The sequence below is a fragment of the Citricoccus zhacaiensis genome (assembly GCF_014645315.1).
GTDB classification, from domain to species: Bacteria; Actinomycetota; Actinomycetes; order Actinomycetales; family Micrococcaceae; genus Citricoccus; species Citricoccus zhacaiensis.
The window spans coordinates 1-18,492 of sequence record NZ_BMLQ01000010.1; the positions used below are offsets into that span (position 1 = coordinate 1).

16 protein-coding genes are annotated in these 18,492 nt (G+C 65.1%); 6 read left to right on the plus strand and 10 right to left on the minus strand.

Features of this window, described 5'->3' with window-relative positions; genetic code table 11:
* Positions 1-519: 519 nt before the first annotated feature.
* The 3 genes from IEX49_RS14370 to dmpG are packed head-to-tail and all read left to right on the plus strand — an operon-like array spanning position 520 to position 3,552.
* Positions 520-1,551: a 2-keto-4-pentenoate hydratase gene (locus tag IEX49_RS14370; RefSeq protein WP_229672742.1), complete on the plus strand. Its 1,032-nt coding sequence runs from the start codon at positions 520-522 to the stop codon at positions 1,549-1,551.
* An 18-nt stretch (positions 1,552-1,569) separates the two neighbouring features.
* Positions 1,570-2,508 carry an acetaldehyde dehydrogenase (acetylating) gene (locus IEX49_RS14375; RefSeq protein WP_188806855.1) on the plus strand — a complete coding sequence of 313 codons (939 nt, stop codon included), beginning with the start codon at positions 1,570-1,572 and terminating at the stop codon, positions 2,506-2,508.
* Between the two features lie 27 nt (positions 2,509-2,535).
* The gene (gene dmpG, locus IEX49_RS14380) at positions 2,536-3,552 is read left to right on the plus strand and encodes a 4-hydroxy-2-oxovalerate aldolase (protein WP_229672750.1); all 1,017 of its coding nucleotides are present in this window, start codon (positions 2,536-2,538) and stop codon (positions 3,550-3,552) included.
* A gap of 361 nt (positions 3,553-3,913) precedes the next feature.
* Here the strand turns inward: dmpG and IEX49_RS14385 are convergent, their stop codons facing one another.
* The 9 genes from IEX49_RS14385 to IEX49_RS14425 form a co-directional block, all read right to left on the minus strand.
* Positions 3,914-4,144: a class III extradiol ring-cleavage dioxygenase family protein gene (locus IEX49_RS14385; protein WP_229672751.1), complete on the minus strand. Its 231-nt coding sequence runs from the start codon at positions 4,142-4,144 to the stop codon at positions 3,914-3,916.
* A 129-nt stretch (positions 4,145-4,273) separates the two neighbouring features.
* Entirely contained in the window at positions 4,274-5,743 is a 1,470-nt protein-coding gene (locus IEX49_RS14390) for an aldehyde dehydrogenase (RefSeq protein ID WP_188806857.1), read from the minus strand.
* A gap of 38 nt (positions 5,744-5,781) precedes the next feature.
* On the minus strand, positions 5,782-6,885 hold the full coding sequence (locus tag IEX49_RS14395) for an NAD(P)-dependent alcohol dehydrogenase (RefSeq protein ID WP_188806858.1): 1,104 nt from the start codon (positions 6,883-6,885) through the stop codon (positions 5,782-5,784).
* An 83-nt stretch (positions 6,886-6,968) separates the two neighbouring features.
* Positions 6,969-7,289, minus strand: a complete 321-nt coding sequence (locus IEX49_RS14400; RefSeq protein WP_188806859.1) for a 2Fe-2S iron-sulfur cluster-binding protein — start codon at positions 7,287-7,289, stop codon at positions 6,969-6,971.
* Between the two features lie 62 nt (positions 7,290-7,351).
* Complete coding sequence (locus IEX49_RS14405; RefSeq protein WP_188806860.1) at positions 7,352-8,593, minus strand: NAD(P)/FAD-dependent oxidoreductase; 1,242 nt, start codon at positions 8,591-8,593, stop codon at positions 7,352-7,354.
* Positions 8,590-9,915: a cytochrome P450 gene (locus IEX49_RS14410; protein WP_188806861.1), complete on the minus strand. Its 1,326-nt coding sequence runs from the start codon at positions 9,913-9,915 to the stop codon at positions 8,590-8,592. The genes IEX49_RS14405 and IEX49_RS14410 overlap by 4 nt, the downstream gene beginning before the upstream one ends.
* A gap of 96 nt (positions 9,916-10,011) precedes the next feature.
* Positions 10,012-11,091: a helix-turn-helix transcriptional regulator gene (locus tag IEX49_RS14415; protein ID WP_188806862.1), complete on the minus strand. Its 1,080-nt coding sequence runs from the start codon at positions 11,089-11,091 to the stop codon at positions 10,012-10,014.
* Between the two features lie 254 nt (positions 11,092-11,345).
* The gene (locus IEX49_RS14420) at positions 11,346-12,407 is read right to left on the minus strand and encodes a DODA-type extradiol aromatic ring-opening family dioxygenase (protein ID WP_188806863.1); all 1,062 of its coding nucleotides are present in this window, start codon (positions 12,405-12,407) and stop codon (positions 11,346-11,348) included.
* 180 nt (positions 12,408-12,587) lie between these two features.
* A complete protein-coding gene (locus IEX49_RS14425) occupies positions 12,588-13,394 on the minus strand; it encodes an IclR family transcriptional regulator (protein ID WP_188806864.1) in 807 nt (268 codons plus the stop codon).
* Between the two features lie 202 nt (positions 13,395-13,596).
* On the opposite strand from IEX49_RS14425, the gene IEX49_RS14430 reads away from it, so the two are divergent.
* From IEX49_RS14430 to IEX49_RS14440, 3 genes are all read left to right on the plus strand, one after another.
* Positions 13,597-14,670, plus strand: a complete 1,074-nt coding sequence (locus IEX49_RS14430) for an amidohydrolase family protein (protein WP_188806865.1) — start codon at positions 13,597-13,599, stop codon at positions 14,668-14,670.
* A 4-nt stretch (positions 14,671-14,674) separates the two neighbouring features.
* Positions 14,675-15,661, plus strand: a complete 987-nt coding sequence (locus IEX49_RS14435) for an alpha/beta fold hydrolase (RefSeq protein ID WP_188806866.1) — start codon at positions 14,675-14,677, stop codon at positions 15,659-15,661.
* A 196-nt stretch (positions 15,662-15,857) separates the two neighbouring features.
* Positions 15,858-17,048: an MFS transporter gene (locus IEX49_RS14440; RefSeq protein ID WP_188806867.1), complete on the plus strand. Its 1,191-nt coding sequence runs from the start codon at positions 15,858-15,860 to the stop codon at positions 17,046-17,048.
* A 145-nt stretch (positions 17,049-17,193) separates the two neighbouring features.
* Here IEX49_RS14440 and IEX49_RS14445 read toward each other — a convergent pair whose 3' ends face one another.
* Positions 17,194-18,393, minus strand: a complete 1,200-nt coding sequence (locus tag IEX49_RS14445; protein ID WP_188806868.1) for an FAD-dependent monooxygenase — start codon at positions 18,391-18,393, stop codon at positions 17,194-17,196.
* Positions 18,394-18,492: the final 99 nt, after the last annotated feature.

An 18,492-nucleotide genomic window follows, 5' to 3' on the forward strand; every position in this document is an offset into this window, starting at 1 on the left:
CTACATCAACCACCGCAGCACCGATCTCTGACCTTGGGCTCCCCGCATAGCCCGCTCCCGCTCTGGAATCGAGAGAATACGCCGGTCACGAATACGTCAGGCCAGCACTTAACGCTTCGTAGTTCTCAGAAGGGTGCGCCGCCTTCGGTCCTCGGCTGAGCGCGGTCTGGCGATCACCCCCACAAGAGAGCTGCGATCACCGCGTGAATGACCCAACGCCAGCGTGTTCTCACCCATCAACCCAGAAGCCAGTCTCCATCAAGGGAGGCTCGGGCGCTGAGAATGCGCCCCCGGGGGCGCCCCGCGACATAGTGCGGTGGACAGATGCGTCCAGCACCCTCCTCCATGAAACCCTGACCTGTGAGCCTGATTAGGTCAAGTCGTTCCTTCCGGACGCGCCAGATGAGCCCACGGAGAGGTTCTCGACAGCGATATGCCTCCGCCCTCGATGGCTGGGGGGTGCCCAAAGCTTGATGCGACCGGGTCTTGGCTTCAAATCGATGAGTCGCAGTTAGGCCGATGAGCAAGAAATCGGTCGCGGCACCGGCATCGGTTTCGCTACCGTGCGGCGGTCGCACCATGCTCGGGGCGGGCAAGTTCCACTCACTGGTACGCGCCCTTACAGGCGCGATGATCCACATCACAATCGGAACCAGGCCGTCATGGGGCTTCCCTGTCGTTATCCGCCGGTTTTGTGTAGAGGACAAGACGACAGCCGGCCCCTCCGACGTGGCTTCACCAACGATTGGAGATCAGATGAGTCCCACCGCCGGGAAAACCATTCTTGAGAAATTCGCCGACGAGCTGCTGGAATCCACCAGGACTTTGGTGCCGGTGCCGCCACTGCGGGAGCGGTTCGACGGCATGGAGTTGCAGGATGCCTATGACATCCAAAACACCCAGCTACAGCACCACCTCAGTCAGGGGCGCGCGCTGGCAGGACGGAAGGTTGGACTGACTTCTCCTGCCATGCAGCAGCAGCTCGGGGTGGACTCCCCTGACTTTGGTTTTTTCTTCGCGGACATGGTGCATACCGATAATGCGCGGATCCCTGCGACTGGGTTCATCGCTCCCAAGGTCGAACCGGAGTTCGGCTTCGTGCTCAAGGAATCACTCACCGGCCCCAAGGTGAGTCTCGAGCGGGCCCGTGCCGCGATCGGCGCCGTCTATCCGGCGATTGAGATCATCGACTCACGGATCGCCGACTGGGACATCCGTCTGCTCGACACCGTGGCCGACAATGCGTCCTGCGGTGCCATCGCCGTGGGTTCGACCCCGCTGGACGTCAATCCGGAAGATTTGATCGATGTCGCCTGCTCCCTGCTGATCGACGGCCAGTTGCGGGAATCCGGCACCGGGGCCGACGTCATGGGCGACCCGGTCGCCCCCTTGGCGTGGCTGGCCAACACCCTCGGAGAACAGGGCGTGGCCCTCGAGGCGGGCCAACTCATCTTGCCGGGCTCCTTCACTAAGGCACTGCCCGTGCTGGCTGGTGAATCGGCCACCGCCGACTTCGGTTCCCTGGGCTCCCTGACCATCCACTTCACCTAGAAAACCGAGGACAACATCGTGACGAAGAAAACCGCCGCCATCGTCGGCTCCGGGAACATCGGTACCGACCTGATGTTCAAGATCATGCGCCGCAGCCAGAACGTCGAGGTGAAGTACATGGTCGGCATCGACCCGGCCTCCGACGGGCTGGCCCGTGCCGCCCGCCTCGGCGTGACCACCTCCGCCGAGGGCGTGGACTGGCTGTTGGCCCAGGAGGAGAAGCCGGACTTCGTGTTCGAGTGCACCTCGGCTAAGGCCCACGCCGCCAATGCCCAGAAGTACAAGGACGCCGGGATCCACGCGATCGACCTGACCCCGGCCGCCGTCGGACCCTATGTGGCCCCGGTGGTGAACCTGGACTCCGTCGAGGACGTCATGAACGTCAACATGATCACGTGTGCGGGTCAGGCCACCACGCCGATTGTGGCCGCGGTGTCATCAGTCGTGCCGGTCGAGTACGCCGAGATCGTGGCTTCGATCGCTTCTAAATCCGCCGGTCCGGGCACTCGGGCCAACGTGGACGAGTTCACCGAGACCACGGCCAAGGCCCTGGAGGTCATCGGCGGCGCGAAGACGGGCAAGGCGATCATCATCATCAACCCGGTGGAACCGCCGATGCTGATGCGCAACACCATCTACTGCATGATCCCGGCCGAGGCGGCCGAACCCGGGGAGCAGCAGGACGGCATCCGCGCCGCGATCGCCCAGGCCCAGGAGGACATCCGCGGGTACGTGCCCGGCTACGGGATGACCGTGGAACCGCAGTTTGATTCAGCTCGCGAGGACTGGGGTGGTTTCGGCCGGGTCGGGATCTGGGTCCAGGTCTCCGGCGCCGCCGACTACCTGCCCGAATATGCCGGCAACCTCGACATCATCACGGCCGCGGCCACGCGGACTGCCGACCTGCTGGCCGAGAAGATGGACGCCGCCCTCGTGACCGCCGGCTCCACGAACTGAAACGAGAAGAACCTGATGACTGCCCCCATGAACACCGCTTTCGACATCCGCCTGACGGACACCACCCTGCGTGACGGCTCGCACGCCATGAGTCATAAGTTCACCGAACGCCACGTTCGGGACATCGTCCGGGCCTTGGATGATTCCCGTGTGGAGGTCATCGAGGTCACCCACGGTGACGGGCTCGGTGGCTCGTCGTTCAACTACGGCTTCTCTCTCACCCCGGAATTGGATCTGATCAAAGCCGCCGTGGACGAGGTCAAGCAGGCCAGGATCGCCGTGCTGATGCTCCCCGGTCTGGGTACCATTCACGACCTGAATCAGGCCCACGCCGCCGGGGCCTCGGTGGCCCGGATCGCCACGCACTGTACCGAGGCGGATATCTCCATCCAGCACTTCCAGCACGCCCGGAATCTGGGCATGGAGACCGTCGGGTTCTTGATGCTCTCGCACCGGTCCAGTCCGGAGGAGCTGGCGAAGCAGGCCCGCATCATGGCCGATGCCGGCTGCCAGTGCGTCTACGTGGTGGACTCCGCCGGTGCGTTGATCCTCGAGGACGTCTCCGACCGCGTCTCGGCCTTGGTCGCCGAGCTCGGCGATGACGCTCAGGTCGGCTTCCACGGGCATCAGAACATGAGCTTCGGGGTGGCCAACTCGGTGTACGCGGTGCGGGCCGGGGCCAAGCAGATTGACGGCACCCTGGTCGCTCTCGGTGCCGGCGCCGGCAATTCGCCGACCGAGGTCCTGGCCGCCGCGTTCGATCGTCTCGAGGTCAAGACCGGCGTGGACGTCCAGGGCCTGATGGGCGCGGCCGAGGACGTGGTCAAGCCGATCATCACCCGCATGCCGGTCATGGACCGCGCCTCGATCATGCAGGGTTATGCCGGGGTGTATTCCTCGTTCCTGATCCATGCCGAGCGCGCTGCCGAACGGTACGGGCTTCCGGCCTACCGGATCCTCGAGGAGGTCGGCAAGGCCGGCTACGTCGGTGGTCAGGAGGACATGATCGTGGACGTCGCCGTGAAGCTCGCAGCGGTCAACTGATATGTAGTGGTGACTTTTCAAGAGGCAGAGTGAGACACCCGTCCCGTGGTGGGGCGGGTGCCTCGTGCTTCACCTCCGGGGGTCTAGTGAGTGTGTCGGTTCTTCGCGCGCGGTCAGAATGACCCTATGGGTTTGGATCAGGGCATGAAGAAGAAACCTTGATGTTCCGGTAGGGCTGTCGCGGGGCGACTCCAGGTCCTCTTGACTCGCCCATAGAAGCTGGCCGCCCAAAACACCAGGAGAGGCAAGGGCGCCTGCAGGCATCGGACGAAGCCTTTCCAACTCGTGCTTACACAAGAATGGCCCGGCCGCGGCCAACTGTGGGTTGGCCGCGGCCGGGCCGTGGTGAGGGCTCTACGTTTTACTGGTAGACGGCGAAGGCCTTGTTGGAGTTGAAGACGTCCGTGACTACGAGGTCTGACCATTCCCTGCTCAGGCCCAGTTCCTGGACGGCGCCGAGCATGCAGAACCAGTTCAGGATCTCGTGCTGGCCGGCTTCCACGACCTCGTCGCTGGTGTAGTTGCGCATCGTCTCGAAGTCGTCCTTCAACAAGACGTCGTACATCTTCCGGTCGGCTCTAGAAGACATCATCTGAGTGCTGTGGTCTCGCCTCGTAACTCTCTAAAGGTGGCCGAGCAACGGAGGGATGGAAGGAGGGGAGGCGCCTGCCACAAGCCGTATGGCATGGCGCATTTCTCCTCCATGACTATGAACCACTAGCTAGCCGTTCAGTTTGTCCAGATAGATCGTCTTGATTTCCTGGAATGAGGCCAGCCCTTCCCGCCCGAGTTCTCGGCCCAGGCCGCTGGCCTTGACGCCGCCGAACGGGGCGACGGGGTCGTTGGCGTAGCCGTTGATGCCGATCGTTCCGGTGCGCACCGTGCGGGCAAAGGCCTCGCCACGCTCCGGATCGGCCGTCCAGACCGAACCGCCGAGGCCGAAGTCCGAATCGTTGGCGATGCGGGTGGCGTCCGCCTCGTCCTGGTAGCGGATGATCGAGAGCACCGGGCCGAAGATCTCCTCCTGGGCGATGGTGGCCTTCGGATCGACATCGGCGAACACGGTGGGTTCCACGAACCAGCCTTGGTCGATGCCCTGAGGACGCCCGCCGCCGACCAGCAACCGGGCTTCTTGCTTGCCCTGGGCGATGTATCCCTCCACCCGATCACGCTGGCGTTCGGAGACCAGCGGACCGATCTGGGTCTCCGGATCGAGGGGATCACCGACCTTCAGGCCGGAGTACAGGTCGGCCAGGGTGCCGGTCAGCTCGTCATAGCGAGAGCTTGGAACCAGCAAGCGGGTCCCGGTCCAGCAGACCTGGCCGTTGTTGATCATGGTGGCGGCGAAGAAGTCCTCGAGCTGGGAGTCGAGGTCGGCGTCGTCCAGGATGACGGCGGCGGACTTGCCACCGAGTTCCAGGGTGACGGGGCGCAGGAGTTCACCGCAGGCGGCGGCGACCTTGCGACCGGCGGCCGTCGAGCCGGTGAAGGCGACCTTGTCCACCCCGAGGTGGGACACCAGGTAGGCGCCGATCTCGCGACCGCCCGGGACGATGTTGATGATCCCTGCAGGCAGTCCTGCCGCCTCGGCGGCCTCCGCCAGCAGGAAGGCGTCCAGCACCGTCTCGAGGGAGGGCTTGAGCACCACGGTGCAGCCGGCTGCCAGCGCCGGCGAGAGGGCCAAGAACGTGATGGCCTGCGGGACGTTCCACGGCACGATCTGGGCGACCACGCCGATGGGGCGTCGGAGCACCTTGGTCTGTTTGCCGAGCAGGCCCGGTCGGATCTCCTCCTGGGTGCTCTCCGCCAGGTCGGCGAAGTAGCGGACCAGCACGGGCGGGAAGCCCTGTTCCCACTGCTGGGCCAGCCGGATGGGCATGCCGTTCTGGATCGTGACCCGCCGCGCGGTCTCCTGGCCGCGCGCCTCGAGGGCTTGGGCGAATCGCTCGAGCGCCTCCCTCCTGCGTGAGGGGCTCCAGTGGGCCCAACCGGTGGGGTCATCGAAGGCACCGCGAGCAGCGGTGACCGCGGCGTCGACGTCGGCCTCACGGGCCTCCGGCACACTGCCCACGCGTTCGTGGGTGGTGGCGGAGTGGACCTCGATGCGTTCCGCAGTGGCGGGCGCGGTCCATTGCCCGCCCAGGAACAGGCGGTCGTAGTCGAGGGTCTGCTGGGTGTCGACGGTGGTCATGGTTTCTCCTATGACGGTGGGGCTCGGTGGGGGTGGTCTCAGCTGTGGGTGAGGACGACCTTGACGGCTTGCCCGTTGGCCTGGGCGGTGACGGCCTCGTTGATCTGCTCGAACGGCATGGTGGTGATCAGCCTGTCGAAGGGGAACCGGCCCTGCTCGTACAGCGCGATTAACTCGGGGATGAAGGTGTCCGGGTCACTGTTACCCTCGACGATGCCGGTGAAGCTCAACCCGCGGGCCTGCATCTCCAACAGGTTCACGGTCAACGCCGCGGCCGGATCGGAGGGGACGCCGACCATGCCCAGGTGCCCCTGCTGCCCCATGGACGCGAGGATCTCGGTGATCACCGGACCCATGGCCGTGGTGTCCAGGACGTAGTCGACGCCCGCCGGGACAATAGCCCGGACCTGTTCGGACAGCGGGGAGGCCAGGGGGTCCACCGCGTGGGTGGCCCCGAGCTCCAGGGCCAGGTCACGGCGCTGGGGTACCGGGTCGGACACGATGATCGTCCCCACCCCCCGGGCCACGGCGCCCAGCACGCCCGACAAGCCGACGGACCCTCCACCGGTCACCAGCAGCGACGAACCGGGCCGGGCGTCGAGCGCGTTGAGCACCGCCCCGGCCCCGGTCTGCACGCCGCAGCCCAGCGGGCCGGCCAGCTCCAGGGGAACCGACTCCGGGATATGGACGACATTGCGTTCCCGCGCCATGGCCAGGCGGGCGAACGTGGACTGGCCGAAGAACATCCCGGCGACCTGCCCGGCGTCGTTGCCCAGGGCGCTGGTGCCGTCCGGCCGGGCACCGCTGAAATTGCGCGCCATGAACTCGGCGCAGTAGGCCGGGGTCCCGCTCTCACACTGGGCACATTCCCCGCAGCTGTTGAAGCTCGCGGCGATCCGGTCCCCCACCTTAACCTTGGTCACCCCCTCGCCGACCGCCACCACGGTCCCGCTGCCCTCGTGCCCCACGACGCCGGGGAAGGGGAAGGGCAGGTGCCCGTCCCGGACCGCCAGATCCGTGTGGCACAGCCCCACGCCGGCCACCTCGAACAGGACCTCGCCGGGGGCAGGATCGGCGATCTCCAGCTCCTGGAGGGTGAAATCGCTCCCTTGGGACTCGAGAACGGCGGCCGTGGTCTTCATGTGGACTCCTTGACGGTGGGTCGGGATGGGTGGGTCTGGATGGGTGGGTCTGGATGGGTGGGTCTAGGGATGGGATGCGTGGGTCAACCGTTGGAGGTGGAGACCCGCACGCGGGCACCCTCACAGGCCTCGGACACGATGAGCTGGCACGAGAGCCTGGAGTTCGGGGCGGCATCATCGAGGAACTCGACGAGGTCGGTCTCCTCGGTCATCGCGTCGTCGAACGCGCCCTCCGGAGCATGTTCCAGGAACACGTGGCAGGTGGCGCAGGAGCAGCTGCCGCCGCATTCGGCGACGATGCCGGGCAGGTTGTTACGCACCGAACCGTCCATGACGGACTGGCCGCAGGGCACGTCCATCTGCTGTTCGGTTCCGTCCGGGAGGACATAGGTGATGGTGGGCATGGCCTTCGCTTTCTGGGTCTCTGGCGTATCTGGTGTGGTGGATGTCCGGCGGGCAGAACCGCTCAGGCGGCGATCAGGACCTTCAGGTCGGTGGCCGGGTCTCGCAGGGCTGCGGCCTCGACGGGGCATCTGCTGGACAGCATCCGCTTGGAGGCCATGAAGTCCTTGGGCGCGTTGACGGTCTCCGCGGCGACGAGCCGGCCGTCCCGCAGGTGGTAGAGGGCGAAGCCGCCGCCGGCCGGGTCACCGCGCTGGACGGTCTCGTAGTCGCCGTGGACGATTCCGGCGATCTTGATCTTCAGGTCGAACTGATCGGACCAGAACCACGGCACCTCGTGGTCCTGTGCTGGCCGACCCAGGATCAGGTCGACGGCGTGCCGGGCCTGGTCCACCGCGCTGGGAATGCTCTCCACCCGCATGCGGCCGTCCATGATCTCCAGCCCGTCCACCGGACGGTTGGTGACGTCGCCGATGGCCAGGATTGACTTGTCATTGGTTCGGCACCGCGCGTCGACCGTGATGCCGTTGCCGCACTCGAGCCCGGCCTGCTCGGCCAGCGCCTGACGGGGCACGGCCCCGGCTCCGACGAGGACGGTCCCGCAGGGGACCACGGTGTCGTCGGCCAGGCGCACTCCGCCGACCCGGCCGGAGTCGCACACGTACCCGACAGTCTGCGCGCCGGTGAGAATCCTGGTGCCGCTGGCACGGTGATGCTCGGAGAGCAAGCCGGACAGCGCCGGACTCGCGACCCGGGCCAAGAGGCGGTCCTCGCGCTCGATCACGGTGACGTCCACACCCTGGGCGCGCGCCGCCGCGGCCACCTCGAGCCCGATGTAACCACCGCCGACGATCGCCAGTGGGGCCCCGGAGAGGATCGCCTCCTCCAGCCGCTCGGCATCGGCCAGGTCCCGGAGGGTGTGGATCCCATCCAGTCCCTCACCCGGTAGGTTCAGCCGCCGGGGTTCGGCTCCGGTGGCCAGCACCAGCAGGTCGTAGTCGAGTACGCCGCCCCCGGTCAGCACCACGTGACGCCGGTCCCGGTCGATGGCGGTCACCGATTCACGCAGGTGCAACTCGATGCCCTGGGACTGGTAGTACCCAGGGTCGTAGATCCACTTGACCTTCTCGTCCCGACCGGTGCCGGATGTGCCGAAGGACTTGGACAACGGCGGGCGGTGGTAAGGGGCGTGCTCCTCAGCACCAACCAGGGCGATCTGTCCGTCATACCCCTCCCGACGCAGCAGTGCCACGAAGGTGCCGCCGGCGTGGCCGGCACCGACCACCACGATCTTGCGGGGATTCATGACAGCTCCAGGACCATCGGGCGGTTCTTCAGCCCACCGACGAAGTTGGTTTGGACGACCTTGCGTTCTCCGGCCAATTGGAGGGAACTGATCCGCGGCAACAACTCCTCCAGCATGACGCGGAGCTCCATCTTGGCCAGGTGCTGACCGATGCACATATGCGGTCCGTAGCCGAAGGCGATGTGCTTGTTGGGCCTGCGGTCGTAGCGGAAGTCGTAGGGATCCCCGAAAACCTCCTCGTCACGGTTGGCCGACTGGTACAGCGTCAGCAGCCGATCACCCGGCTCGATGCGCTGGCCGCGAAGCTCGTAGGGTTCAAGTGCCTGCCGGGTGAACTGCTTGACGGGGGACGCCCAGCGCAAGGCCTCGTTGACGAGGTCCGGAATCCTCGAGGGGTCGGCCTGGACGGCAGCCAACTGTTCCGGGTGTTCGGCCAGGGCCTCAAGGCAGCTGGCCAGGGTGGACGAGGTGGTGTCGTGCCCGGCGGTGGCGATGGCGATGAACCAGCCATAGGCTATCTCGCGCGGGAAGTACTCTCCGTCGGGCTGCTTGGCATTGGCGATAATGGAGGCGAGGTCGTCTCGCGGGTTGACACGGCATTCGTCCACCAAGGAATCGAAGTAGCGGTAGAAGTCCTGGATGGTGGCGGCCCACTGTTCCGCGGCCGCGGTTGGCGAGAGGGCTTCAACGTCGTCCCGCTGTGCATCCGGGTCGGCCGTGCCGAAGAAGTCCTGGGTCAGCGCCATCATGCGCGGTTCGTCCTCTGCCGGGACCCCGAAGAGGGTCATGATGACGTGCAGCGGGTAGTAGACGCTGAAGTCCTTGACGAAGTCCAGCTCGTTCGTCCCGGAAGAGAGCCGGAGGTCGATGGCCTCACGGGCCAAGTCCCTGATCTGGTCTTCCCACTTCTTCAATGACGCCGGCCGGAACCACTCGGTGGCGATATCCCGGACCATGGTGTGCTCTGGGGGATCGAGGTAGGTCACGTTTTCGAGGACACGCAGGGTGCCCCCGGTTAGCGACTTGGTGAACTCCTCCTCGGCCTTGGTCCCGAGGATGGGGTTGTGTGAGCCTTTGTTCTCGCCCCCGGCATTACTGAAGATCTGCGGCTGGCGTTCGATCTCCATGATGTCCACGTGCTTGGTCACCAACCAGACCGGGTCATAACCGTCCACTTCGACCTTGGCCAGCGGTGCATTATCCCGGAGCCAGCGATAGGCCTCGAAGACCGCCTCATCATCGCGGTGGCCTTCCGGGGTGACGATCTGGCGTGCAATGTGATCGGGGACCAGCGTGTCCTGAACATCCTGGGTAACGCTCATCATTTCCTCCTTGATTGGTGTGACTCAATCTAGGAAGCCTGTGAGGCGAATCACATCTATCGAAGGAGGTATCTTTCTGGCCCGGGGCGCCTCCAGCTACCCGCGCTCTCCCCGCCGATAGAGCGCAGCGGCCTGAGTCCGGTTGGAGACGCCCAACTTGCGGAACACGTTCCGGACGTGTGTTTTTGCAGTTCCCTCGGTGATCGTGAGCTCCCGACCGATCTCGGCGTTCGTCAACCCCGCAGCCACCCAGTGAAGAATTTCGCTTTCACGGACGGTTAGTTGATCCACGGGTGCCATCTCTCGAGCGGCGAAGCCGCCCCTGGAGCGTCGTTCTGCCTGAAAGGCAGTGTGCTCGGGCGGAGTGGCTCGATGCCGGGCGCGGTGAAGGCGCTCCAAGATGATGCCAGCTCCTGCAGTGTGGATGCTTAGCAGGCCCCGATCGAAATCGTCCACGCTCCCGGTCGTGGCATTTGCATCAATATTGACGAAGCCGACGACTGCATCTCCAGCTATCAGCGGTGATGCCACAAAGGCCTCAGCCTCCGTGGCTCTCAGCAACTCGGGATGGACCCGGCGGCTCTTGCGAATGCCATGCCTGAGAATCGAATGGCGTTCTCGGATCATCTCGTATTCGAAATAATCCCGCAGATCGCGAAACGGCTGTTGCCGTCCCGCCTCCACCAAGCGGCGACTCTCGTCTTCACCCTGAACCGAATGAGCTGACTGAGCCACCCAGTGAAGACCGTCTGCCCAGGAGAACAATGACCGCACATACCCGAGGCTTACGATTTCCTGCGGTACTTTGTGGATGAAGTCTTGCAGCGTGTCTACGGCGCGCAACCGCTGCAACGACTGGTCGACTCGATGCATCATTTCGTGGCGTGAAGCCATCGCCGTGGTGACCAGGCGACCCCTTAGGTCTACCACTTCAAGAAGCACGTCCCTTGCCACCTGCGGCCCGTCCAGTACGCCGGTCCGCGGTAGTTGTGGTCCGTGGGTCCGAAGAAAGTTCTCGGCCCAAATCAGAGCAGCATCGAGGGAAGGAAGATCGCTTCCGAGATCCCCAGGGGAATATCGCTTCCGCGCAAGACCCGACACGATTTGGAGGACGCGGTGAACGCGGTCGGTCAGGAACTGCCAGGCATCGCCTGAACCATCGGCAGGGCTGGTCATTCGACTCATCATCGACAACTAACCTTCCACGGGCGGGGTAACTGCTCCATTATTCCGAGAGCGTCTGAGGCTGCCGAGTGACTCCGAATCTTCTTTAATACACTCATTGAAATGTAGTCAACACACCAAGAGAGGCGATGGTGGTGCCGGAGGGCGTGAGGTAGTGCTTTCCACTCACCCCTGCGCAGGAAGGGCCCGGCCGCCGCCACCCGGTGAGGTCGGCAGCGGCCGGGCCGCGACGGGTCGATTGCGCATCATTGGTAGACGGCGAAGGCCTTGTTGGAGTTGAAGACGTCCGTGACTACGAGGTCTGACCATTCCCTGCTCAGGCCCAGTTCCTGGACGGCGCCGAGCATGCAGAACCAGTTCAGGATCTCGTGCTGGCCGGCTTCCACGACCTCGTCGCTGGTGTAGTTGCGCATCGTCTCGAAGTCGTCCTTCAACAAGGCGTCGTACATCTTCCGGTCGGCGTCGGTGTCCGGGCGGATGTGCCACAGCTTGTCTGCCAGGAAGGCGTGCGACCAGCTGGAGGACGCCACAAAGGCCACCCGGAGGTCGCGGTCCTTGAAGGCACGGGCGACGGCCTGACCCACCTGGAAGCACCGGGCCGGCGTCGGGCCGGCGGGGTCCAGGACCTCGTCCTCGATCTCGGCGAATCGGGCGAGACCGCCCTTACGGGCGATGGCGTGCTGTCCGTAGCAGTTCACCGTCATGGGGATGAACCGGTAGTCCATGGTCGCGCCGGCATTCTCATAATCCAGGAACAACTGGGTGTTGAGGATGGCGTGCGGGAAGTGCGCACCGTCCCGCTTCTTGTACGAGTAGGCCATGTCGAAACCGTCGGCAATCAGGGCGTCCGCCAGTGCCTTGGATTCCCCCGGAGCACCGCGCATGGTGATCTTGAAGTCTTCCGGCTTGCCCCACTGGTTGGGGCTGCCGCGCTCGTTCATCACCTCGAAGGCCGGGACCTCGAGGTCACCGTAGGCAAGGACGCAGAACGGGGGGACGACTTCCTCGCGGAAGTTCTCGTACTGGTCATCACCCCACACCACCACGAGGTCGGGTTCGAAGTCGTCGAGGGCCTGGCGGACCCGGGACAGGTTGTCGACGAGGGCCGCCCGGTGCTGGACAGCGGCGGCGTCGCCACCGTCGTCACCCCACTCCTGCCGCATCAGCTCCGGCCAGTTCTCCGGGTCCTTGTGCTCGGACGGGATGTCCGGGTCATTCAGGGTCCAGCGCAGCAGTCCGGCCATGTGCTCGTCCGTCCCGGCCAGCATCGGATAGTGCGTCATGCCAAGGGCAAGGAATTCTCCCATGGGTGTCCTTTCTGAGAATCCGGCGGCAAGGACCACCGGGTGACCTGCTTCACACCCATGCTGACCACTTTTCCTTCCACCGACCCCATGAGTTCCGGTGCCCGGAACCGACCGGGACGGGCCGGTGCCGGCTCTTGCTGGAATCGCCCCCCCCGCACCGGCCCTGGCGCGAAGGGGAGCTCAGAATTCGTAAGGGAATAGCTCCTGCCGCTTACGGACCAAGGCGATGGTGTCTAGGGTGATCCGCTTGGCGGTCAGCATGACGCCCTGGGTGATGGCATCGGACAACGGCTTCGACGCGTCAAACTGCACGGCAACAGCACCCATGGGCCGACCCTTGATAAGGATTGGCGACGCGACGTTGCCGATACCTGCGTGGATCTCGCCGAACTGCACCGCCGATTTACTGGACCGGACGGCTGCGAGTTGCTCGCGGATCTCCTGCGGGTCAGTGATCGAGGTCGGCGTCATGGCAATGAGTGGAGGAGCCAGGATTTCGTCAATCTCCTCTTCTGGCAGGAACGCGAGCATGGCCCGTCCCGCAGCTGACAGATGCGAGGGGATCCTGGCCCCGGGCTCACCGATCGGGCTTGTGGTGTCGGCCGCATGGAGCGTCTGGATGACCACGACGTCCTTGCCGCGCAGGACGCCGAAATGGACGGGCGCATTGGACCAGGCCTGCAACTGCGCCATGTGCGGCAAGGCCATCTCACGCATCCCGTCCACTGGCATGGCGGACGTCATCTGCATCAGTCGGATCCCCAACCGGTACCCGCTCCCGTGCTGTTCGATCACCTCGAGCTCGCTCAGCCGCTGCAGCAGCCGATGCACGGTGGACTTGGGCCAACCGCTCTTTCGGCTGATTTCGGTCAGAGTCAGGACGCGATGCTGGCCATTGAAGGTGCCCAGGATGTCAAAGGCCTTCGCCAGGATGGACGGCCGATCCGCATCCCCGGAGTCCTTGGCTACCCCATCTAGGTCGGACAATACAGGTGCCTCCTCGCAAAGCCCGCCAAGGCGGAACTGGACAATGTGATGCGAATCACGGTAGTCGATCCGCGGGCCTTCTCCTGTACGCCGGAGACCACCTCAGACCCTGGGGTTCCGACCGCTGGAACAAACCGAGTGGGCCGCCTCACACCCCGGCTAGCGTCACCGGCAACCCCACCGATGTCGGAAGGAGGCCTGGATGACGGCCCCGGGAACCATTGATGTACACGCCCATTTTCTTCCAGAAGGTGACCCGCCTGCCGCCGTGACCGAGTCATTCCGCGACGTTCCGCGCGTGGTCCGGGATTCGTCGACGTCTGGCCGAGTAGTCCGCGGTGACGTTGATTTCCGCACCGTGCGTTCGTCCCTGTGGAATCTGTCCGACCGCTTGGCCGAGATGGACGCCGCGGGCATCGGCGTTCAGGTCATCTCCCCCATGCCTGTGGCTCTGGACTACCAGGCACCGCCCAAGGCTTTCGCCGCCTACTGCCGCTGGGTCAACGATGCCATCGCCGCGGCCGTTCGAGACAGCCAGGGCAGGCTCTGCGGATTGGGCACTCTGCCGCTGGCCGATCCAGAACGCCTCGTGCAGGAACTCGATTACCTGCACTTCGACCTCGGCCTGTCCGGCGTGGAGATCGGCACCCGCATCGCCGGGATGGATCTGGACGATGCACGTCTACACGGGTTCTTCGCGGCCGCTCAGCGGCTGGGGATGGCCATTCTCGTCCACCCCGTCGACGGCGGCGGCGGCGCCATCCGGCGCGGGGGTTTCGTCTACAACTTCGGCTTGGGCATGCCCTCGGACACGGCCCTGGCCGCCAGCGCATTGGTCTTCGGCGGGGTGTTGGAACGCTTCCCTGCCCTACGGATCGCCATGGTCCACGGTTGCGGGACTTTCACGTGGGCCTACCCGCGTCTGAGAATGGGCGCGAAGATCGCCCGGACCCATGACCTCGAGCAACTCGACCGGAACCTGGCCAGGCTCTACGTCGACACCCTGGTCTTCGACCCCGACGACCTGCGGCTACTCGTCCAACGCTTCGGGACCGAACGGCTCCTCGTGGGCAGCGACCACCCCTTCGTCCCGGGCCAACCCGACGGTTCGCTCAAGGACCTCGCCGAGATGGCCCCCAACCTGGAATCGGAGGCGATGTCCCGCATCCTGCGCACGAATGCGCTGGAGTTTTTGGGACTCCCGGTCACCCCGGGTGCCCAAGACCCAGGCTCTCCTTCCACCCATGAACCCGCCACCGCATCGATCAAAGGATAAGAACATGGCATTGACCGAAGAGAACATCCTGGACGTCCCTGGAATGGCCAGCCGCTGGGTCCGACTGGCCAACGGTTCCCGCGCCCACTACATGACCTCCGGCACCACCGGCCCGGCCGTCATCCTCCTGCACGGCGGTCTTCCGGGCTCCTCGGGCCTGGCCGGTTGGCGCTTCATGGCGCCGTATTTGGGTGAGAACGGGTTCCGCGTCTTCTGTCCAGACATGCCCGGTTTCGGCCTCTCGGACACCCGCGAGGAGTACTGGCCCAAGGGCATGGAGAGCTTCGTCGACTTCATCGACCAGTTCGCCGAGGCGCTGTGCCTGGACGAGTTCCACCTCGCCGGCAACTCCATGGGCTGCATGAACACGGTCAACTACTCCGTGGCGCACCCGGACAAGGTCAAAAGCTTCATCCTGATCGCCGGTGACATCGGCGACGTGGTCCCCGAGCACCTCACGCCGCCCTCCGGCGACTTCCACCTCACCGCCTACGACGGCACGCGCGACGGCATGCGGACCATGATGGAAGCCATCATCTACCGCAACGAGGCCATCAGCGAGGACCTGATCGAGATGCGCTACCTGGCCTCGAAGGACCGAATGCAGGCCCACGCGAAGTTCTGGCCGACGCTGCTGGAGTACCGCCGCATCGTCGAGTGGAGCGATCAGAACCGTGCCGCCCGCCTGTCCACCAAGGGCCGTCTGGATCGTCTGAACATCCCAGGTCTCTACCTCTATGGCCGCCAGGACGTTCTGACGCCCGTGGAGTGGGGCTATGTCCAGGAGGACCACCTGCCGAACGTCCAGTTCTTCTACCCGGATGAGTGCGGCCACCAGGGCCAAACCGACCGGCCGGACCTGTTCAACCCGGTGTTCCTGGAGTTCTTCCGGGACGGCAAGGTGTCCGGGGAAACCGCCGATGCGGCCGGTGTCTCCGATCGCCGCCCGGAGCTTCCGTTGGTAGACCGGTCCATGGTCCTCGCCCACTGAGCCCACCGTGTACCTGGGCTGACGCCCTCAGCCACAGTGGCCGCGCTCCGACCGGGCGCGGCCACTGTTTTCTTGTCAGGCACCTAGAGAAAGACCCACGATGACCGCTACGTCTGCTCCGGCCAAAAGGCTCGGCGCCCCGCTCCAGGTTCCCCGTGCCCGTTCCGTTCCGGGTTGGTGGTCCGTCTGCCTGATCATGTTCACCGTCGCTTGGGGCGGCAACCAGTTCACGCCGTTGCTGTCCATGTACCGGGCGGAGAACGGGTTCAGCGACGTCACCGTCAACACCCTGCTCTTCGCGTACGTCGTGGGACTGGTCCCCTCTTTGCTGTTGGCCTCTGCCGCAGCAAAGCGCTTCGGCCTCAAGCCGATGCTGGTGGCCGCCTTGCCGATGAGCGCGTTGGGCTCAGCCCTGCTGATCCTGGGGTCTACCGCACCGGCGGTCATGTTCCTGGGTCGCACCCTGATCGGCCTCGCCCTCGGGATCGGCATGGTCGTGGGAGGACTCGCCCTCAAGCAACTGTCTCTGGCCACCGCGACGGCTCCGTCCGAGCCCCTCCTCGGGGACCAGCGCACGACGGCGCGAGCTCCCTCGGCGCCGCGGTCCTCGGCCATGTCATTGACCGCCGGATTCGCCCTCGGCGCGGGTTTGGCAGGCGTCGTGGCCCAATGGCTCCCCCACCCCACGGCGTTGCCGTACGTTCTCCACCTGCTGGTGTGCCTAGCGGCGGCCTTGGGCCTGTTCTGGCTCCGGCTATCCGGGCGCGATGATGACATTGGGGCCCACCCCCTGCCCCAAACCCGGAGACTTCCCGCGGCCTACCTATTGGGTGTGCTTCCAGCGGCCCCGTGGATCTTCGGTGCCTTGGGCATCGCGTACGCAATCTTGCCGTCCGTAGTGTCCTCCCAACTCACAGGGCTCTCGACCGCCTTTTCGGCACTGTTATGCCTGATCAGCCTGGGAATTGGCTTTGCGGCGCAGCAGATGGTCGCCCACTTCACCGGTCGCTGGCGCTTCCCGGCCCGCCCAGTCGGCGTCGGTCTGTTCGTCGTTGGTACCGCCATGGGCATCGTCGCCACGATCAGTGCCTCGGTGGTCCTTGTCGTGCTCGCGGCCATCGTCCTCGGCATCGGCTACGGGCTCATCCTGGTGGGTTGCCTGCAGGACTGCGACCGACTCGCCGGCCCGGGCCAGCTCGGCCAGATGACAGGGGTGGTCTACACGCTGGGGTACCTCGGATTCGGACTGCCCATGGTGGTGGCGTGGATCCAGGAGACCTTCGGCACGTCCTACCCGGTGATGCTCGCCTGGATCGCCGGCATCGCCCTGGTGTCCAACCTGGCCGGCGCCCTCGCGATCCGCGTTGTGCGTCACCGCCACCGCTAGCCTCCCACCCGTCAGTCGCTTCAGGACACAAACACGGATCCTCAGTTCTACCAACCTGCCGAGGGACTCATTGGCACGAGAAAAGCCGGTCGTTTCCATGGCCGGCTTTTCGCTATCCGCTAGTCCCGATGAGGACAGCAGGGACCTAAGGAACGGGGACGAGGGACGGGGTCAGCAGCCCGTGGCCAACCATCAATTGGTTGACCCGCATTTCGGGGTCGGCGGCCAGGCTGCGCAGGCGCGTGAGGTCGGACTCGAGTCGTTCCGGATCGGTCGAGTGGAAGACCAGGCGCTTGGTTTCCGACGAGCTGGGCGTGGCTACCTCGTTGAACACCCGGCGGCGGTCGTCCGAGTAGTGGTCCAGGACGCTCTGCGGAGCGGTGCCCGCGATGACGGCCCCGAGGGCATCGGCGAGGACCAGGGAATCCATCATGCCGGAAACCAGACCGAACCCGTTGGTGGGGTTAGTGGCATGGGCGGCGTCACCGGCCAGCAGCAAGCGCCCCGTCCGCATGCTGGAGGCCACCCTCTGGTGCATGCGGTACACGGAATGCAGGGTCTTGTTATACGGCCCGGTTCCGGGCAGCACCGTACGGTAGAAGTCCTCGATGCGCTCCTCGATCGAGCCCATTGGCGAGTCGGCCGGCTCGGCGAAGGTGACCCGCCATAGCCCGTCGGAGGTGACCTTGGCGATCACCGCGCCGAACTCCGGGTCCACCAGGTAGTTGCAGTCGTCCCAGCCATGGGCGCCCAGGTCATACCGGACATTGGTGGCCACAAACTGCTCCGGCCAGGTGAAGCCGACGAAGTCGGCCTCGGAGGCCTTTCGAACCAGGCTGCGGGCGCCGTCGGCTCCGATCACCCAGTCCGCGTGGATCTCGATCTCCTGGCCGGAGGCCCGGGCGCGAATCGTGGCTCCGTTCCCGTCCTGCTCGACCGAGATGACTTCGGTGGACCACTGGACGGAGGCGTTGGGAAACGCCGCGAGGTGTTGTAGGACGATCCGTGAGATCTGGTCTTGGCCGAGCACGACCGCATACGGATATGGCGTGAGGTGTCGTACGGCGTCGATGCCGAGCCGGATGACCTCACCGGTCCTGAAGACGCGATAGCACATCTCATGGAGCCGGAAGCCCTCGGCTTCCATGTCCTCCAGGATGCCCAACTCGGCCAGTCCATCAAGGACGGCCCAGTGGTAGGTCATGGCCCTTGGCTCGGGGACGACGTCCGCATGGCGTTCCAGTACGATCACGTCAACACCCTGCCGGGCTAGGCCTAAGGCGTTGATGAGGCCGACCGGACCGCCCCCGACGATGACGACCTGATGGGAAGCTGCACTAGGCATGGCTCAACCCGCTTTCGTGAAAAGGCCAGTTGGCCCGGGAGAGGGATCTCCCGAGCCAACTGACGGTTGATGAGAAAAGTAGTTGGAGAAGTCCTGGGC

Bases quoted from the DNA above. Each gene is read 5' to 3' on its own strand.
- IEX49_RS14370 (WP_229672742.1), top strand. From the start codon at position 520: ATGAGCAAGAAATCGGTCGCGGCACCGGCATCGGTTTCGCTACCGTGC.
- dmpG (WP_229672750.1), top strand. From the start codon at position 2,536: ATGAACACCGCTTTCGACATCCGCCTGACGGACACCACCCTGCGTGAC.
- IEX49_RS14385 (WP_229672751.1), bottom strand. From the start codon at position 4,144: ATGATGTCTTCTAGAGCCGACCGGAAGATGTACGACGTCTTGTTGAAG.
- IEX49_RS14390 (WP_188806857.1), bottom strand. From the start codon at position 5,743: ATGACCACCGTCGACACCCAGCAGACCCTCGACTACGACCGCCTGTTC.
- IEX49_RS14395 (WP_188806858.1), bottom strand. From the start codon at position 6,885: ATGAAGACCACGGCCGCCGTTCTCGAGTCCCAAGGGAGCGATTTCACC.
- IEX49_RS14400 (WP_188806859.1), bottom strand. From the start codon at position 7,289: ATGCCCACCATCACCTATGTCCTCCCGGACGGAACCGAACAGCAGATG.
- IEX49_RS14405 (WP_188806860.1), bottom strand. From the start codon at position 8,593: ATGAATCCCCGCAAGATCGTGGTGGTCGGTGCCGGCCACGCCGGCGGC.
- IEX49_RS14410 (WP_188806861.1), bottom strand. From the start codon at position 9,915: ATGAGCGTTACCCAGGATGTTCAGGACACGCTGGTCCCCGATCACATT.
- IEX49_RS14415 (WP_188806862.1), bottom strand. From the start codon at position 11,091: ATGACCAGCCCTGCCGATGGTTCAGGCGATGCCTGGCAGTTCCTGACC.
- IEX49_RS14420 (WP_188806863.1), bottom strand. From the start codon at position 12,407: ATGGGAGAATTCCTTGCCCTTGGCATGACGCACTATCCGATGCTGGCC.
- IEX49_RS14430 (WP_188806865.1), top strand. From the start codon at position 13,597: ATGACGGCCCCGGGAACCATTGATGTACACGCCCATTTTCTTCCAGAA.
- IEX49_RS14435 (WP_188806866.1), top strand. From the start codon at position 14,675: ATGGCATTGACCGAAGAGAACATCCTGGACGTCCCTGGAATGGCCAGC.
- IEX49_RS14440 (WP_188806867.1), top strand. From the start codon at position 15,858: ATGTTCACCGTCGCTTGGGGCGGCAACCAGTTCACGCCGTTGCTGTCC.
- IEX49_RS14445 (WP_188806868.1), bottom strand. From the start codon at position 18,393: ATGCCTAGTGCAGCTTCCCATCAGGTCGTCATCGTCGGGGGCGGTCCG.